Origin of the sequence: Marinobacter pelagius, from assembly GCF_900114925.1 — a bacterium.
Lineage (GTDB): Bacteria > Pseudomonadota > Gammaproteobacteria > Pseudomonadales > Oleiphilaceae > Marinobacter > Marinobacter pelagius.
Genome location: NZ_FOUR01000001.1, coordinates 21190 through 36041, shown reverse-complemented (window position 1 = coordinate 36041; position 14852 = coordinate 21190). Strand labels below are relative to the sequence as shown.

The window sequence follows — 14852 nt, the reverse complement described above, 5'->3', positions numbered from 1 at the left end:
GAAGGCAATCAGAAGCCGGCTTCCCGACCCTGGGCGAGCCGGATCAGGTTGTTGCGGTGCCGCACCACGATCAGGATGGTCAGTAATCCGAACAGTGGCAGGGTTTCCGGTTCGATCAGAGCGCTGATCAGTGGGCCAAAGGCGATCGCGACCAGGGAGGCCAGGGCAGAGATGCGCCAGCGCCACATCACGCCGGCCCAGATGGCTGCCATGATCAGGGTTGTGACCGGCGCCAGTGCCAGGCCCGCACCCAGGGCGGTGGCCACCCCTTTACCGCCCTTGAATCGATAGAACAGCGGAATCATGTGGCCGGTGACCGCGCACAGGGCAACCATCGCCTGCACCATCACCGAGAGCCCGGCAACGTGGGCGATCCACACCGGCAACCAGCCCTTGAAGGCATCGAGGGCGAGGGTAACCAGCGCCGGCGCCCAGCCGCCGTTACGATAGACGTTGGTGGCGCCGGGATTGCCTGATCCAAGAGCCCTCGGGTCGGGCAGTTTCCACAGCCGGCACACCGGCAGCGCAAACAGTACCGAGCCGAACAGGTAGGCAAGGGTGCAAAGTGCAACGGTGGCGACGGCGGGGCTGGTCAGATCCATGGTGTCAGTCCGGAGGCGGAGACGAGTCGGTGCAATCTGTGCGAAAATGCCGGCCCGTTTGGCACTGACCAGCCTGATCACAGTATCCGGTGGTTGTGCGCATTTCAATCAGCAAAGAGTGGAAGACCCCGGGAGATCCCCTTGGCAGACAGTGTCCTGATCGAAGGTCTGGCGGTGGAAACCGTCATCGGCGTTTATGACTGGGAGCGGGAAGTCACCCAGCAGATCCTGGTCGATCTCGATATGGCCTGGGATAACCGTGCGCCGGGCCGGTCCGACGATGTTGCCGATGCCCTGGACTATGCCGCGGTCAGTGAGCGCGTGACCCGCTGCCTGCAGGAGTTGAAGCCGCAGTTGCTGGAACGGGCGGCTGAAGTGCTGGCGGATCTTCTTATGAAGGAATTCGGGGTGGGGCAGCTGACGCTGACCCTGCGTAAGCCTGGCGCGGTACCCGCGGCCCGGTCAGTGGGTGTGCGAATCGAGCGGGGAAGCAAATGATGACGGCAGCAACCCGGGTCTACATCAGTATCGGCACCAACATCGACCGGGAGCGGTACGTGACTGCAGCCCTGGACGCCTTGGCGGACTGGTTCGGTGACCTGCAGATTTCCCCGGTTTACGAAAGCGAATCGGTCGGTTTTGACGGTTCGCCCTTCTTTAATCTGGTGGTCGGGGTGGATACTGACCTCAGCGTTGGTGAGCTGTCCCGGCGCTTCAAGCAGCTGGAGGCCGAGAACGGCCGCCGGCGCGATGTGCCGAAGTTCAGTGCCCGGACCCTCGACCTGGATATCCTCACCTACGGTGACCGCACCGGCACCATTGATGGCGTTGAACTGCCCCGTGGCGAGATTCTGAAGAATGCCTTCGTGCTGCGTCCGCTGGCGGATATCGCCCCGGATGCGGTGCATCCGGTCTGTGGCAAGCGTTATCGGGAGCTGTGGCAGGCCTACAACACCGGCCAGAAGCTCTGGCCGGTAGACTTCACATGGCAGGGGCGGAAAATCTCAGAGGCCGTTGGCTGAGCGGAATTTCCGGATCAGCTGGTCGGTGGAGCTGTCACCGGCGGTGCTGATGGCGTCCTGGCTCAGCAGTTTGGGCAGAATGCCCTTGCCCAGCTGCTTGCCCAGCTCCACACCCCATTGGTCGAACGAATCCACATCCCAGATCACGCCCTGAACAAAGGTCCGGTGCTCATAGAGGGCAATCAGGGCCCCCACCGTTTCCGGTGCCACCTTCTCCATGATCAGTGTATTGCTCGGCTTGTTGCCCGGGATCACCTTGTGGGGCGCGAGGGCCTCAACGGCTTTCTCATCCAGGCCCTCCGTCGCCAGTTCTGCCCGGGCCTCGGCCAGGGTCTTGCCCGCCATCATGGCCCGGGATTGGCTGAGGCAATTGGCAAACAGGTCCGCGTGATGGGTTGCCACCGGATTGTGGGTCTTCAGGGGAATGATGAAGTCCGCGGGAATCAGTCGCGTGCCCTGGTGGATCAGCTGGTGATAGGCATGCTGGCCGTTGGAACCGACACCGCCCCAGAGCACCGGGCCGGTCTGGTAATCCAGTGGCTGCCCGGACTCGGTCACGCTCTTGCCGTTGCTCTCCATGTCCAGCTGCTGCAGGTGGTCCGGCAGGCTGCGCAGATAATGGTCGTAGGGCAGTATGGCGTGGGTTTCGGCATCCCAGAAATTGTTGTACCAGACACTGAGCAGGCCCATGACCACCGGCAGGTTGCGCTCCAGCGGTGCTTCCCCGAAATGGCGGTCCATGGCGTGGGCGCCAGCCAGCAGGGCCCGGAAGTTTTCCATGCCGATGGTGAGGGCCACCGGAAGGCCAATGGCTGACCAGAGGGAGTAGCGGCCGCCGACCCAGTCCCACATGGGGAACACATTGTCGGCATCAATCCCGAAGTCCTCGGCTGCCGGCACGTTGGCGGTTACCGCCATGAAGTGCCGGGCGATAGAGGCTTCATCGCCGCCGTTGTCGAGGAACCACTGCCGCGCCACCTTGCTGTTCTCAAGGGTTTCCTGGGTGCGGAAAGACTTGGACTGGATCAGGAACAGGGTGGTTTCCGGATTCACCTGGCGGAGTGTTTCGCAGATATCGGTGCCATCGATGTTGGCCACGTAGTGGCACCGTATACTGCCTTGCCAGAAGGGTTGAAGCGATTCGCCCACCAGCTTGGGGCCGAGATAGGAGCCGCCGATCCCGATGCTGACCACATCCGTGAAGGCCTTGCCACTGAAGCCGGTTCTGGATGTGTCCAGAACACCATCAACAAAGGCTTCCATGCGGTTCAGGGTCTGTTGGACTTCGGCAACCACATCCACGCCATCGACGAGGATGGACTCGTTCCCCGGGTGGCGCAGGGCCGTATGCAGGGCTGGCCGGTTTTCGGTGACGTTCACCCGGGCGCCGCTGAGTAGCTCATCGCGCCGCTCTTCCAGCCGGCAGCTGTGGGCCAGGGTCATCAGTTCGGTCAGGGTCTCGTCCGTGAGCAGGTTCTTGGAGAAGTCCAGGGCCAGGCCGGCACCTTCGATAAAGTACCGGCTGGCCCTATCCGGATCCTGCGTGAAGAGTTCGCGCATGGTGATGCTTCGCAGCTTGTCCCGCCGCTCGTTCAGTGCCTGCCATTCGGGTTTCGAGGTCAGTACTGCCGGGTGTTCGGGCATCAGGGGATCCTTTTCCTTGTATGAGAGTCAGCGGGTCACCGACAGGTTGTCGATCAACCGGGTGGTGCCCAGGAAGGCGGCTACCAGGATGGTCAGTTCATGGTCGTCCGGCGAGGCCGGCTTGAGCGTCAGGCTGTTCACGATGTTGAAATAATCCGGCCGCAGGCCGGCAGCGCTCAGTGACTGCTCAGCTTCCCCTTCCAGCGTGTGGAAGTCAGTACGACCATCGGCGAGTTTTTCCGCGGTGGCTTCCAGTGTCCGGAACACGACCGGTGCGATCTTGCGTTCCTCTGCCGAGAGATAGCCATTGCGGGAACTTTTAGCCAGGCCGTCGTCCTCCCGGATCGTCGGCGCACCGATGATTTCCACGGGCATGAACAGGTCACGGGTCATCTTGCGGATCACGGCGAGTTGCTGGAAATCCTTCTCGCCAAAGACCGCGAGGTCCGGTTGCACCATGTTGAACAGCATGGTGACCACGGTGGCAACACCCTCGAAGTGCCCGGGACGGCTTGCGCCGCAATGGCCGTCACTGACTTCCGGCACGATTACCTTGGTCTGCTGGGCCAGGCCCTCGGGGTAGATCTCTTCCACAGGCGGTGCGAACACCAGGGTGTTGCCGGCGGCTTCAAGCTTTTCCTGGTCTTCGACGAGGGTGCGAGGATATTTGTCCAGGTCCTCGTTGGCTCCGAACTGCATCGGGTTGACGAAGATGGTGGTGACCACCACGTCCGCGGACTCGGCCGCTTTGCGCACCAGGGATATATGGCCCTCATGCAGGTTCCCCATGGTGGGGACCAGCCCGATGGTCTTATCCTGGCGGCGGTAGCCGCGCAGGATGGTGCGAAGTTCCTTGAGCGAATGGATGGTTCTCATGCCTTGAACGTATGCTCCTCGGACGGGAAAGTACGGTCACGAACCTGCTGAACGTAGGCTGCAAGCGCCTCCTGAACGGAGTCGGTCTCCGCCAGGAAGTTCTTCACAAACCGCGGCTTACGGCCGGGCGTCAGCCCCAGCATGTCGTGCACCACCAGCACCTGGCCGTCGGTGTCGGAGCCGGCGCCAATGCCGATCACCGGTGCCTTGACGGCCTGGGTGATGCGGGCCGCCAGCGGTGCGGGCACGCATTCAAGCAGTATGATGTCGGCGCCGGCTTCCTCGAGTTCACAGGCGTGCTCGATCATCATCTCCGCCGCTTTCTCGTCCCGGCCCTGGACCTTGTAGCCACCGAACTTGTTGACGAACTGCGGGGTCAGGCCCAGGTGGGCACACACGGGCACACCCCGTTCGCTCAGGGCGCTGATGGTGTCCTTCATCCAGTCCGTACCTTCCAGTTTGACCATATGCGCGCCGGCACGCATCAGCTCAGCGGCATTCTCCAGGGCCGCCTCCACCGTGCCATAGGACATGAAAGGCATGTCGGCCATGATCAGCGAGCCGCGGTTGCCTTTGGCTACGCAGCTGGTGTGGTACACCATCTGATCCATGGTGACCGGCAGGGTGCTGTCATTGCCCTGGAGCACCATGCCCAGGGAATCGCCGATTAGGATGACATCAACGCCGGCTTCGCTGACGATCTGGGCAAAGGTCGCGTCGTAGGAGGTCAGGGCAGAGAAGGCCTCGCCGTTCTGCTTGTATTCCCTCAGGGTATTGATGGTAACAGCCATAGAATCCTAGCCTTTTGGGTGGATGGGCGTGGACTGCGCCGTGGTTGCGGCATTCAGGTGCTAAGGGTAATCCGGGGGTATGCCTGAGGCAATAGTATCACGGGGTGGCCGGAGTCGGGGTGCGCGGGTTTCAGTTCGGGGAGAAGGGGGCGCGCGGGATTGGCGGCAGCTTGCGCAAGCCGTTGTCCGGGCAGCTTTGCCTGAGCGCAGCTACTGTGCGTCCGTCCGGCAGGGTCAGGTCGGGGTTGAGATCCAGCAGCGGCTGGAGGGCAAAATCCCGGTTGACCAGCTCGCGGTGGGGCACCACGAGGCGTTCGTCGTCAAGGGTTTCCTGTCCGAACAGCAGGATATCCAGATCCAGGGTGCGTGGTCCCCAATGGCGCATGCGCTCCCGGCCATGTGCCTGCTCGATGGCTTGCAGGTGATCCAGCAGGGCATGGGGCGCCAGGTCCGTTCTGAGCCAAACCGCACCGTTGACGAAATCGGGCTGATCCTGGGGGCCGACTGGTCGACTGGCATAGAAAGGGGACTGGGCGACCAGTGTGGTTTGTGGCAGTGCCGCGAGTTCGGCAACCGCCCGGGCCAGCTGGGCAGCGGGATTCTCGAGATTGCTGCCCAGTCCGACGAATACATCCGTGGTCATTGCGCGGCCTGGCGTTTCACCGGCTTACGACGGCGTCGCTTTTTAGGGGCGTCGCTGCCCAGTTGGGACAGCATGCGTTCCTGGCCGCGCTCATCCGCCTGCTGGAACTCGGTCCACCACTGCCCCAGCCCCGGTTCGATCTCGCCGGCCGATTCCCGTACCAGCAGGAAGTCGTAGGCGGCCCGGAACCGCGGGTGGGCCATGGTGCCGAAGGCCCGTTTGCCCTGGCGGCGTGGCAGGCGCATCTGCAGTTCCCATATCTCCTTCATGGGGCCGGAGAAGCGTTTGGGTATGGAGGTGGCCTGGACCTGGCGGCCGATGACCTTGCCGATGGCGCCGTGGAGCGCCGGCTGTACCGGGTCGCCGTTATCCTGGCGGCGACGCCACTCGGCCTGAAGGGCGGGCCAGAGCATGGCGGCAAACATGAAATAGGGGGTGACGGACTTGCCCTGGGCGATCCGCGCGTCGGTATTGCGCAGGGCCTGGCGGATCAGGTCGTCCGGCTCGCCGGCCTCGATGGCTTTCACCGTTTCCGGGAACAGCGGTGCCAGCAGGTTGTACTCATTGAGCAGGTCGTAGGTTTTCTCGCCATGGCCGGCAGAGAACAGCTTCAGGACCTCGTCAAATAGCCGGGCCGGCGGGATATGGCTGAGCAGAGGAGCCAGTTCGCGGATCGGGGCCTCGGTTTCCGGTTCGATCTCGAAGTCCAGCTTGGCGGCAAAGCGGATGGCCCGGAGCATGCGCACGGGGTCTTCCCGGTACCGGGTTTCCGGATCGCCGATCAGGCGGATCTGCCGGTTGCGGAGGTCCTCGATGCCGTTGGCAAAGTCGATCACGGTGAAGTCGCGGATACAGTAATACAGGGCGTTCACCGTGAAATCCCGGCGCAGCGCGTCTTCTTCCTGACTACCGTACACGTTGTCCCGCAGCAGCAGGCCGTGCTCGCTGGTCCTGCGATCGTCGTCGGTGCTGTCGTCATCGGCGTCGTTGGCATTGCCGCGGAAGGTGGTGACTTCAATGATCTCACGGCCGAACACCACGTGGACAATGCGGAAGCGGCGGCCGATGAGGCGCGAGTTACGGAACAGGTCGTGCACTTCTTCCGGGGTGGCGTTGGTGGCAATGTCGAAATCTTTCGGTTTGCCGCCGAGCAGGATGTCGCGAACGCCGCCGCCCACCAGGTAAGCCTCGTAACCGGATTTGTTCAGCCGATGCAGGACTTTCTTGGCCGGCTCGCTGATCACGGAACGCGAAACATTGTGCTGGTCCCGGGGGATCTCCCGTCGCTGATAGGTGCGAGGCTTTTTCCGTCCGCCGGGGATGAAGGATTTTATTCTGTCGACAAGTCGTTTAGGCATTGAAATCCGTATTTGCGGTGAGCAAAAACCGAGAGTTTAACGGTTTGGGCAGGATTTGCACACGCCAGATAATCAAAAGGCGGATCCGTTTTCACGAATCCGCCCTGAAAGCGTTGACGATCTGCATTGTTTTTATTGTTGCCGGGATTTTTCTTCGTTTTTGTACCCCACTGTGTGCCTCCAAATACGGAGGATCTCAGCAGTGCAAACGGAAAGCTTTGAATACACAGAGCGGTCAGGGACATCGGGCGAGTCTGTTAGCAGATGCAGTGTCGTCTGGAAGGCGATTCTTCTCTACATCTACAACTCACACGTGCCGTGGGACCACTAAAAAGCAAAGTACCCAAAACACTCAGTTCGCTCACGTTCTGTTTTTGTTTTTGTTACCGAACGTCTTCCTGCAGCTTTTTGTATTTGTTTTGACGCTGCGTATGCCACTTCTTGTTTTTGTTGTTGTGCGCTTAATAGATTGCAGAGTGCGTGCCAGTTTTTGAAAATTGTTGATTAACAGTACCTTACGGTTTTGGAAGAAATAAGTGTTACCCCGTACTCCCGATAAGTGTTACTGAGATCACGGTTGTTCCGAAGGGAGTGTTACCGTGGGGAACACGGGGTAACAACTGAGTGTGCGTTCATCCTTTGGTCTGGCCCGACAAAAAAGGGGGCCATTGGCCCCCTGATCAGCTACTGGTTTTTTTGCGCGGTATACCCAGCCGCTGTCGCCGTTCCCACAGGGACTTCCGGCTGATACCCAGCTTCTGGGCCAGTTCGGTCTCGCTCATCCGGTCCTGGTTCTCCAGAACGAAGTGCTGGAAATAATCCTCCAGGGAAAGGTCGTTGGCGGAGTCTGCGTCCCGGGTAGGCGTCTGCTCGTTGTTACCCTCCACCAGTGTTTCCGGAATGTGCTCGTCACCGCCTTCGCTGTCCAGATCGAGCAGGGATGGGGTGATCACATCCCCGTCACACAGGATAGTGGCCCGCTCTATGGCGTTCTCCAGCTCCCGGACGTTACCCGGCCAGCGGTGCCGCTCCAGGACTCGCATGGCTTCAGGGCTCAGGTTGAGGTTTGGCTTGCCCATCTTCTCGCCCTGGCGCTTAAGGAATTTGCCGGCCAGGCCAAGAATATCGCTCTGGCGCTCGCGCAGGGGCGGGATGCGGATCTGCATCACGTTCAGGCGGTAATAGAGGTCTTCCCGGAACTCGCCGGTGCGGGTCATCGCCTTCAGGTTCCGGTGCGTGGCCGCGATCATTCGCACATTGACCTTGCGGCTCTGGGTGGAACCGACCTTGCGGATCTCGCTCTCCTGCAGCACCCGGAGCAGTCGCGCCTGGGCCTCGGCCGGCAGCTCGCCGATCTCGTCCAGGAACAGGCTGCCGCCGTCTGCGGCTTCAATCAGACCGGTACGGGCGGACACCGCACCGGTGAAGGCGCCTTTTTCGTGGCCGAACAGTTCCGATTCGATCAGGCTCTCGGGAATGGCGGCGCAGTTCACCGAGATCAGTGGTTTCGATGCCCGTGGGCTGAGCAGGTGCAGGGCGCGGGCGGCCAGCTCCTTACCGGTTCCCGATTCCCCCTGGATCAGCACCGTGGTTTCCGTCGGTGCCACCTTGCGGATCAGGGTGAACACCTTCTGCATGGCCTCGCACTGGCCAAACATGATGTTGGCCGGATCGCTTTCCTGGGGCCTGTTGCCGGAGTCCGCACCGCTCCCGGAGTCGGTGTCGCCTGATCCCTGGCGTGCCAGGATGTTCTCGACCGCAGCCAGCATTTCATCGTGGTCAAAGGGCTTGGCAATGTATTCGACCGCGCCCATTTTCATGGAGTCGACCGCCGAGCGCAGGCTGGCATAGCTGGTCATGATCAATACCGGCGTGTTGGGCGCACGGTTGATCAGTTCGGTGCCGGCCGCACCGGGCAGGCGCAGGTCGGAGATGATCAGGTCAAACTGATCCGGTTCATGGTTCTGTTCGGCTTCCTCCACCGACCTGGCGTCGGCCACTTCATAGCCGGCATGCTGCAGCAGCTTGCGCACGGCGGAACGAATGATGTCTTCATCTTCTACAATCAGAATGCGGGGCATAACTGTTTCAGGACCTTTCGTTCTGGCTGGCAGAGGTATCGTCGGCTTCGGGCCGGTACGCCGGGAGCCTCAGGCGCACACAGGTCCCGGTGCCGGTCTCGGTATTCGCCGGGCTCTCGACCTGGATGTTGCCGTAGTGTTCCTCGACGATGCTGTACACCAGGGACAAGCCAAGACCTGTACCCTTGTTGGGGGCCTTGGTGGTGTAAAAGGGCTCGAAAATGTGGTCGAGCTGGTCTTCCGGGATACCTGAGCCTTCATCGATGACCTCGATAATAGCGGAGTAGCTGTCGCTGTTTCCACTGACCCTGATGGTACCACCCTCGGGCGATGCATCCCTGGCATTGGCCAACAGGTTGACGAACACCTGTACCAGGCGCTGTTCATCCCCGAGTACCAGCAGATCTTCGGGCACCTCATTGAGATAACGGATGCCCATGCCCTTGTCGCTGAGCGACAGCAGGTTGACGGACTCCTCCACGCAGCGGTGGATGGAGACCGGTTCATAACGGTTGGCGTGGGCATGGTTGCCGGTCCGGGCAAAATTCATCAGCGATTGCAGGATGGCAGAAATTCGCCTGGTCTGCTGCTGGATCTGGTCGGCAGTGTCCAGAATGTCAGGGTTGTCGGTCTCCAGTTTCAGGTTCTGGGCCAGCGAAGAGATGCCGGTGACCGGGTTGCCGATCTCGTGGGCGACCCCGGCGGCCAGTCGACCGACCGAGGCCAGCCGTTCGCTGTGCATCAGTTCGTCCTCGAGCAGCCGGGTTTCGGTCTGGTCTTCCACCAGGATGATGCTGCCGCCCTCGGTGTGGTCAGGGCCGCTCAGTGCCGCCTTGTGCAGGTTCAGCCAGTGCGGCTTGCCGCGCAGGTCGAGCCGGTGTTTGTACCGGTGCAGTTCCTCGCCGCGGTTGAAGTCCTCCAGCAACAGGTGCCAGTGCTCCGGAAGGGCCATCAGCCGGGCGCCCACCACATCGTCGGCGGTGATGCCGGTCAGCTCCTCCATGGCGTGGTTCCACATCAGGATCTCGCCGTCCTCACCGACGGAGCAGGCGGGAATGGGAAGATTCTGCAGGGTCTGACGGTAATGCCGGCGCAGGTTATCCAGCTCGCCCGCCAGACCGGTCAGCCGGTTCTGGTAATCCCCGAGTGCCCGTTCCACATAGCGGATGTCCTGGCCGGTGTTGCCGCGGGCGAGCGGCTTGAAGCCCAGGTGCCGGTGCACCATGTCCCGGGCCACCGAGGGACCGAGCAGGCCGGAGAGGTTGATCTCCACCTGATCGCGCAAGCGTCGAAGCTGGTAGGGGCGGTACTCGATATTGGGCAGTTTCAGCTGGGCCAGGGCCCGCTCCACTTCCCGTCTGGCCACGCCGTAGCCCAGCGGGTCGGCGAGCTGGCGGATGAATTCGGTGGAGGAACTGGCCAGCAGCTCGCGCCGTTGGGGCCGTGACAGTGCACCCATGGAACAGGCCTGGGCGGCACTGGTTTCCTCCGCCGAACTGGCGCTGAGGATGGAGAACAGGCCGAAGACGGTAACATTCGCGGTGATGCTGATGAACGTGAAGATGTGCCAGTTGCTGTAATCCGGAACCAGCGGCACGTTGAACCAGGCCAACGGGTTGATGGTGTGGGAGAAGGGTAGAACCAGGGTCGCCAGCCAGATCACGAGCCCGGTAACCAGGCCGGCAATCAGACCGCGCCGGTTACCCTCCGGCCAGTAGATGACACCCAGCGCGCCGGGCAAAAGCTGGAGCATCCCGGACAGCGAAATGGCGCCCAGGATGGCGAGGTCCAGCTCCTGGCCCACGGTTTCATGGAACAGCAGGGCAAAGAAGATGATCACCGCGATCAGCAGCCGCTTGACCCACTGCAGCCAGCGGTAGATATCCGCCTGATCCCGGGGGGTCTTGACCGGCAGCACCACGTGGTTGAGGACCATGCCCGCCAGCGCCAGGGTACTGACAATCATCAGGCCGCTGGCGGCGGACAGGCCGGCAATATACATGAGCAGCGACAGCAGCGGGCTGTCCAGGGCCTGGGCGACGCCAAGCGCATAGAAATTGGGGTCGGTGCCCACATCCAGTGCCTGGCCACCCCAGAGAATCACGGGCACCGGCAGGGCCAGGAGCAGGAGGTAAAGCGGCAGGCCCCAGCTGGCCTTGGCCAGGGATTTGGGCGATGGATTCTCGCTGAACGTCATGTGGTACATGTGTGGCAATACGAGGGCGCCGGCGAATGACATCAGCATCAGGGCGCGCCAGCTGCCGTCGTCAATGGCCAGGGTCATGGTTCCGGAGGCGGCTTTGTTCATGGCGAGCCAAAGGTCCAGTCCTTCCATGCCGTCAAAGACCTGGAACAGGATTACAGCACCAAGAGTCAACAGCGCGCCCACTTTCACCAGAGAGTCGAAGGCAATAGCCAGCACCAGCCCCTGGTGGTTTTCCGAGTTCTGGTTGCGGCGGGCGCCAAACAGGATGGCAAACAGCAACACGATCAGGCAGAACAGCAGGCTCATGGCCTTGGGCGAGGTGTCCGGGGCCAGGATGCTGGCTGAGACTGCCACTGCCTGAATCTGCATGCTCAGCAGCGCCAGGATGGCCGCACCGGAACACAGGGTCACCAGAGTGCCGGCCCACTGGCTCCGGTAGCGATAGGCAAAGAGATCGGCCAGGGAGGTCAGCTGGTAGGCCCTGGCGATACGCATGATCGGATTGAGCAGCACCGGCGCCAGAAGGAAAGCACCACTGATGCCCAGGTAATAGGCCAGAAAGCCGTAACCGGTTTCGGCGGCCATGCCGATGGCGGCATAGACCGCCCAGATACCCGCATAGACGCCGAGGCTCAGGGTGTAGACCAGGGGATGGCGCACCCATTGTTTGGGCAGCATGCCCTGTTCGGTAATCCAGGCCACACCGAAAAGCAGGAGCAGGTAAACCAGGCTGGCCAGTACCAGGCCCGAGGCACTAAAACTCATTGGGATCCCGTCGCCATTCAAGCCAGAACCCGATGGCGATCAGTCCCGCCCAGATGACATAGGGGCTGTACCAGACGTTACCCGGCGCAGTCCACCAATCCAGGATGTTGGGAGAGAAAATGTATATGGCCAGAACCAGCAGGAAGACCAGACGGTAGATGTACATCAGGCTCAAGGTCCGCACTGAAGTGTAAGAAGGGCTTTATACCATGCCAGTTAGCGGGCTGTCAGGTCGATTGCCTGCCGGCGCCAGTGCTGGCAGGCCCAGGCCAGGATCTCATCCGGGCCTGATGCCTGCAGTGACGCCGGTGGTTCCTGGCCGAGGGCGTCCAGAGCGCGGAACAGGTTCTCGGAGGCCCGGTCATCGTCAAGGGCGGGCGCGTGGGTCTGCTTGCTGAGCTTCTGTCCCTGTTCGTTGAGGATCACCGGTATGTGCAGCCATCCGGGTGGCTCGGCACCCAGGGCCCGATAGATCTGTTGTTGCTGGGCAGTCATCTCGAGCAGGTCCGAGCCCCGGACCACGTTGGTAATCCCCTGATCGATATCATCCACCACCACGGCCAGTTGGTAGGCGTAGAAGCCCTCCTTTCGCAGGATGACCGGGTCGTCGAGCTCTGCCTGAACTACCTGGTGTTGCGGGCCAAGCAGCTCATCCTGCCAATGGCATTGCTCATCGTGCAGGGCAAACCGGACGGCAAAAGGACGGTCGCCCGGCTGGAGCCTCGCTTCCCGACAGTGATGGGGGTGCCGGCCGCCATTGGCCTGGAGTTCCTTGCGGGAGCATGGGCAGCGATAGGCATGTCCGCTGGCCAGCAGCCGGTCGATGGCGTCGTGGTAGGCGTCGTGGCCCCGGGACTGGAACCGGACCGGCTCGTCCGGAAACAGGCCGTGGGCTTCCAGGCTTCGGAGAATCTGGCCGGTGGCCTCCGGAGGTTCCCGGAGCGGATCCAGGTCTTCAATGCGAATCAGCCACTGGCCCCTGTGAACCCGGGCTTCGACATAGCTGGCGACAGCGGTAACGAGGGAGCCGAAATGCAGTGGGCCCGTTGGGGAGGGTGCGAAACGGCCCCGGTAGCGTGGATTGGCCATGGGAAAGTCAGTCTGCCGGTCGCCTGGCGGTTACCGGCAGACAGCTGGTTTCGGGATCAGATGCCTGTCTGGCGCTCACGGATCTCGGCGAGCGTCTTGCAGTCGATGCACAGAGTGGCAGTGGGGCGAGCCTCAAGGCGGCGGATACCGATCTCGACACCACACTGATCGCAGAAGCCGTAGTCGTCCTTGTCGATCCGGTCGATGGTCTGGTCGATCTTCTTGATCAGCTTGCGCTCACGATCACGGGTACGCAGTTCCAGGCTGAACTCTTCCTCCTGGGTTGCGCGATCACTGGGATCCGCGTAATTTGCTGCGTCTTCCTGCATGTGGTGCATGGTGCGGTCCACTTCTTCCATCAGCTCCTGTTTCCATTGCAGGAGCAGATCCTTGAAGTGCTGCAACATCTCGGCACTCATGTACTCTTCACCCTTCTTCATTTCATAGGGGGTGAAGTTGGTAAAACGTTCGCGTGACTGTTCTGCAGTATTTGCCATTGAACCCGGCCTCTTGTTTGTACTTCACAAGAACGCTTTGCTTCCCATCGTGCAAGCCCGGAGGCTGTGCGATTGTACCCTGGATGAAGCATTCGTCCTGAATCGGGAATTTGCGGAAAATAGCAGATTAGTTACGGGGGTGCCAGCCTTGTGACACTGACTTTTGCGGAGATGACATGAAGTTTTCTGAACCTTTGGTCGAAGGCCGGCTTATTCGCCGCTACAAGCGCTTCCTTGCGGACATCCGGCTGCCCGACGGTACCGAAGTGACGGCCCATTGCCCCAATACCGGTTCAATGCGTGGCTGCCAGCCGGAAAACGCCAGGGTCTGGCTCAGCGAGAGCAACAATCCCAAGCGCAAGCTGAAGTATACCTGGGAGCTGGTGGAGACCCGGCCCGGAGTCCTGGCCTGCGTGAATACTGCGAGGCCCAATGCCCAGGCCCGGCAAGGGATTGATGCCGGCGTGGTGGTTGAGCTGGCCGGGTATGCCGCATGTCGGTCGGAAGTGAAGTATGGCGGGGAGAAAAGCCGTATCGATCTGCTCCTGTCCGGCCATGACAGTCGGCCCGATGCCTGGGTGGAAGTGAAGAACGTGACCCTGGACGAGGACGGGGCGGGGTATTTCCCGGATGCCGTCACCACCCGTGGCCAGAAGCATTTGCGGGAGCTGATGGGGCAGGTGGCGCAGGGCGAGCGCGGGGTCCTGTTCTTTGTGGTCAACCACACCGGCATCGACGAAGTGCGGCCGGCCGACCACATTGATCCGACCTATGGCCGGCTGCTCCGGGAGGCGGTTGCCGCGGGGGTCGAGGTGGTCGCCTATCGTGCCGCGCTGGTGAATGGCGAGGGTGATCCCTCGGGCAGTCTGGCGCTGACCGAGGCTATCCCGGTCAATCTGGGAGCCTGATCTGCCACTGGCCGTCCTGTTTCCGCAGCTCCAGCGCGGTCAGGGCGTCGCCCTGGCACGGACCGGCGATGCACTCGCCGGTGCCGGTCTTGAACAGGGCGCCATGGGTGGAACACTGGAGGAAGAGGTTGTCCGAATCCATGAAGCGGCCCGGCATCCAGTTAAGTTCGATGCCAAGGTGCGGGCACTGGTTCAGATAGGCCCTCGGTTCGCCGTCATCGAGAAACAGGAAGCCGGTCAGGGGCATTCCCTCCGGTTCCCGGGCCTTGACGGTCAACCGGAACTCGATGAACTGGCCCGGCTGCAGGTCTGCGGTGGAGCAGACCGGTTGCCAGGGATTGGTGCCTTCAGACATGGAAAATCTCACTGC

16 protein-coding genes are annotated in these 14852 nt (G+C 61.6%); 3 read left to right on the top strand and 13 right to left on the bottom strand.

Translation table 11 applies throughout. The features are described from left to right. Positions 1-8: 8 nt before the first annotated feature. Entirely contained in the window at positions 9-602 is a 594-nt protein-coding gene (gene plsY, locus BM254_RS00180) for a glycerol-3-phosphate 1-O-acyltransferase PlsY (protein WP_091999062.1), read from the bottom strand. A 141-nt stretch (positions 603-743) separates the two neighbouring features. On the opposite strand from plsY, the gene folB reads away from it, so the two are divergent. Both folB and folK (BM254_RS00170) read left to right on the top strand, forming a co-directional pair. Beyond that, entirely contained in the window at positions 744-1100 is a 357-nt protein-coding gene (gene folB / locus BM254_RS00175) for a dihydroneopterin aldolase (RefSeq protein ID WP_091997310.1), read from the top strand. Continuing rightward, positions 1100-1624, top strand: a complete 525-nt coding sequence (folK, locus tag BM254_RS00170) for a 2-amino-4-hydroxy-6-hydroxymethyldihydropteridine diphosphokinase (protein WP_091999059.1) — start codon at positions 1100-1102, stop codon at positions 1622-1624. The genes folB and folK (BM254_RS00170) overlap by 1 nt, the downstream gene beginning before the upstream one ends. Here the strand turns inward: folK (BM254_RS00170) and pgi are convergent. From pgi to dksA, 11 genes are all read right to left on the bottom strand, one after another. Further along, the gene (gene pgi / locus BM254_RS00165) at positions 1607-3268 is read right to left on the bottom strand and encodes a glucose-6-phosphate isomerase (protein ID WP_091997309.1); all 1662 of its coding nucleotides are present in this window, start codon (positions 3266-3268) and stop codon (positions 1607-1609) included. The genes folK (BM254_RS00170) and pgi overlap by 18 nt on opposite strands. Before the next feature lie 27 nt (positions 3269-3295). Further along, positions 3296-4144: a pantoate--beta-alanine ligase gene (gene panC, locus BM254_RS00160; RefSeq protein WP_091997307.1), complete on the bottom strand. Its 849-nt coding sequence runs from the start codon at positions 4142-4144 to the stop codon at positions 3296-3298. After that, complete coding sequence (panB, locus tag BM254_RS00155) at positions 4141-4935, bottom strand: 3-methyl-2-oxobutanoate hydroxymethyltransferase (protein WP_091997305.1); 795 nt, start codon at positions 4933-4935, stop codon at positions 4141-4143. Before panB ends, panC begins: the two co-directional genes overlap by 4 nt. Before the next feature lie 130 nt (positions 4936-5065). Then, positions 5066-5578, bottom strand: a complete 513-nt coding sequence (gene folK, locus BM254_RS00150) for a 2-amino-4-hydroxy-6-hydroxymethyldihydropteridine diphosphokinase (RefSeq protein WP_091997303.1) — start codon at positions 5576-5578, stop codon at positions 5066-5068. Further along, positions 5575-6936, bottom strand: a complete 1362-nt coding sequence (gene pcnB, locus BM254_RS00145) for a polynucleotide adenylyltransferase PcnB (protein ID WP_091997301.1) — start codon at positions 6934-6936, stop codon at positions 5575-5577. The genes folK (BM254_RS00150) and pcnB overlap by 4 nt, the downstream gene beginning before the upstream one ends. Continuing rightward, positions 6909-7181, bottom strand: coding sequence for a hypothetical protein (locus tag BM254_RS00140; protein WP_245777320.1), 273 nt, complete (start codon positions 7179-7181; stop codon positions 6909-6911). Before BM254_RS00140 ends, pcnB begins: the two co-directional genes overlap by 28 nt. 435 nt (positions 7182-7616) lie before the next feature. Next, on the bottom strand, positions 7617-9017 hold the full coding sequence (locus BM254_RS00135) for a sigma-54-dependent transcriptional regulator (protein ID WP_091997299.1): 1401 nt from the start codon (positions 9015-9017) through the stop codon (positions 7617-7619). A 7-nt stretch (positions 9018-9024) separates the two neighbouring features. Continuing rightward, positions 9025-11988 (bottom strand): sensor histidine kinase, encoded by a 2964-nt coding sequence (locus BM254_RS00130; RefSeq protein ID WP_091997297.1) that lies wholly within the window; start codon positions 11986-11988, stop codon positions 9025-9027. Continuing rightward, positions 11978-12154, bottom strand: coding sequence for a hypothetical protein (locus tag BM254_RS17715; RefSeq protein ID WP_008940627.1), 177 nt, complete (start codon positions 12152-12154; stop codon positions 11978-11980). Before BM254_RS17715 ends, BM254_RS00130 begins: the two co-directional genes overlap by 11 nt. A 50-nt stretch (positions 12155-12204) precedes the next feature. Further along, the gene (gene gluQRS, locus BM254_RS00125; RefSeq protein WP_091997295.1) at positions 12205-13077 is read right to left on the bottom strand and encodes a tRNA glutamyl-Q(34) synthetase GluQRS; all 873 of its coding nucleotides are present in this window, start codon (positions 13075-13077) and stop codon (positions 12205-12207) included. Positions 13078-13133: 56 nt separating this feature from the next. After that, on the bottom strand, positions 13134-13574 hold the full coding sequence (gene dksA, locus BM254_RS00120) for an RNA polymerase-binding protein DksA (protein WP_091997293.1): 441 nt from the start codon (positions 13572-13574) through the stop codon (positions 13134-13136). A 176-nt stretch (positions 13575-13750) separates the two neighbouring features. Here dksA and sfsA point away from each other — a divergent pair, with 176 nt between their 5' ends. Continuing rightward, complete coding sequence (gene sfsA, locus BM254_RS00115) at positions 13751-14482, top strand: DNA/RNA nuclease SfsA (RefSeq protein ID WP_091997291.1); 732 nt, start codon at positions 13751-13753, stop codon at positions 14480-14482. Here the strand turns inward: sfsA and BM254_RS00110 are convergent. Further along, positions 14466-14837 (bottom strand): Rieske (2Fe-2S) protein, encoded by a 372-nt coding sequence (locus BM254_RS00110; RefSeq protein WP_091997289.1) that lies wholly within the window; start codon positions 14835-14837, stop codon positions 14466-14468. The two genes, sfsA and BM254_RS00110, sit on opposite strands and share 17 nt — an antisense overlap. Positions 14838-14852 lie beyond the last annotated feature (15 nt).

Excerpts from the sequence above, each read along its gene's own strand:
- plsY (WP_091999062.1), bottom strand. The coding sequence starts at position 602 with ATGGATCTGACCAGCCCCGCCGTCGCCACCGTTGCACTTTGCACCCTT.
- folK (WP_091999059.1), top strand. The coding sequence starts at position 1,100 with ATGACGGCAGCAACCCGGGTCTACATCAGTATCGGCACCAACATCGAC.
- pgi (WP_091997309.1), bottom strand. The coding sequence starts at position 3,268 with ATGCCCGAACACCCGGCAGTACTGACCTCGAAACCCGAATGGCAGGCA.
- panC (WP_091997307.1), bottom strand. The coding sequence starts at position 4,144 with ATGAGAACCATCCATTCGCTCAAGGAACTTCGCACCATCCTGCGCGGC.
- panB (WP_091997305.1), bottom strand. The coding sequence starts at position 4,935 with ATGGCTGTTACCATCAATACCCTGAGGGAATACAAGCAGAACGGCGAG.
- folK (WP_091997303.1), bottom strand. The coding sequence starts at position 5,578 with ATGACCACGGATGTATTCGTCGGACTGGGCAGCAATCTCGAGAATCCC.
- pcnB (WP_091997301.1), bottom strand. The coding sequence starts at position 6,936 with ATGCCTAAACGACTTGTCGACAGAATAAAATCCTTCATCCCCGGCGGA.
- BM254_RS00140 (WP_245777320.1), bottom strand. The coding sequence starts at position 7,181 with ATGTCCCTGACCGCTCTGTGTATTCAAAGCTTTCCGTTTGCACTGCTG.
- BM254_RS00135 (WP_091997299.1), bottom strand. The coding sequence starts at position 9,017 with ATGCCCCGCATTCTGATTGTAGAAGATGAAGACATCATTCGTTCCGCC.
- BM254_RS00130 (WP_091997297.1), bottom strand. The coding sequence starts at position 11,988 with ATGAGTTTTAGTGCCTCGGGCCTGGTACTGGCCAGCCTGGTTTACCTG.
- BM254_RS17715 (WP_008940627.1), bottom strand. The coding sequence starts at position 12,154 with ATGTACATCTACCGTCTGGTCTTCCTGCTGGTTCTGGCCATATACATT.
- gluQRS (WP_091997295.1), bottom strand. The coding sequence starts at position 13,077 with ATGGCCAATCCACGCTACCGGGGCCGTTTCGCACCCTCCCCAACGGGC.
- dksA (WP_091997293.1), bottom strand. The coding sequence starts at position 13,574 with ATGGCAAATACTGCAGAACAGTCACGCGAACGTTTTACCAACTTCACC.
- sfsA (WP_091997291.1), top strand. The coding sequence starts at position 13,751 with ATGAAGTTTTCTGAACCTTTGGTCGAAGGCCGGCTTATTCGCCGCTAC.
- BM254_RS00110 (WP_091997289.1), bottom strand. The coding sequence starts at position 14,837 with ATGTCTGAAGGCACCAATCCCTGGCAACCGGTCTGCTCCACCGCAGAC.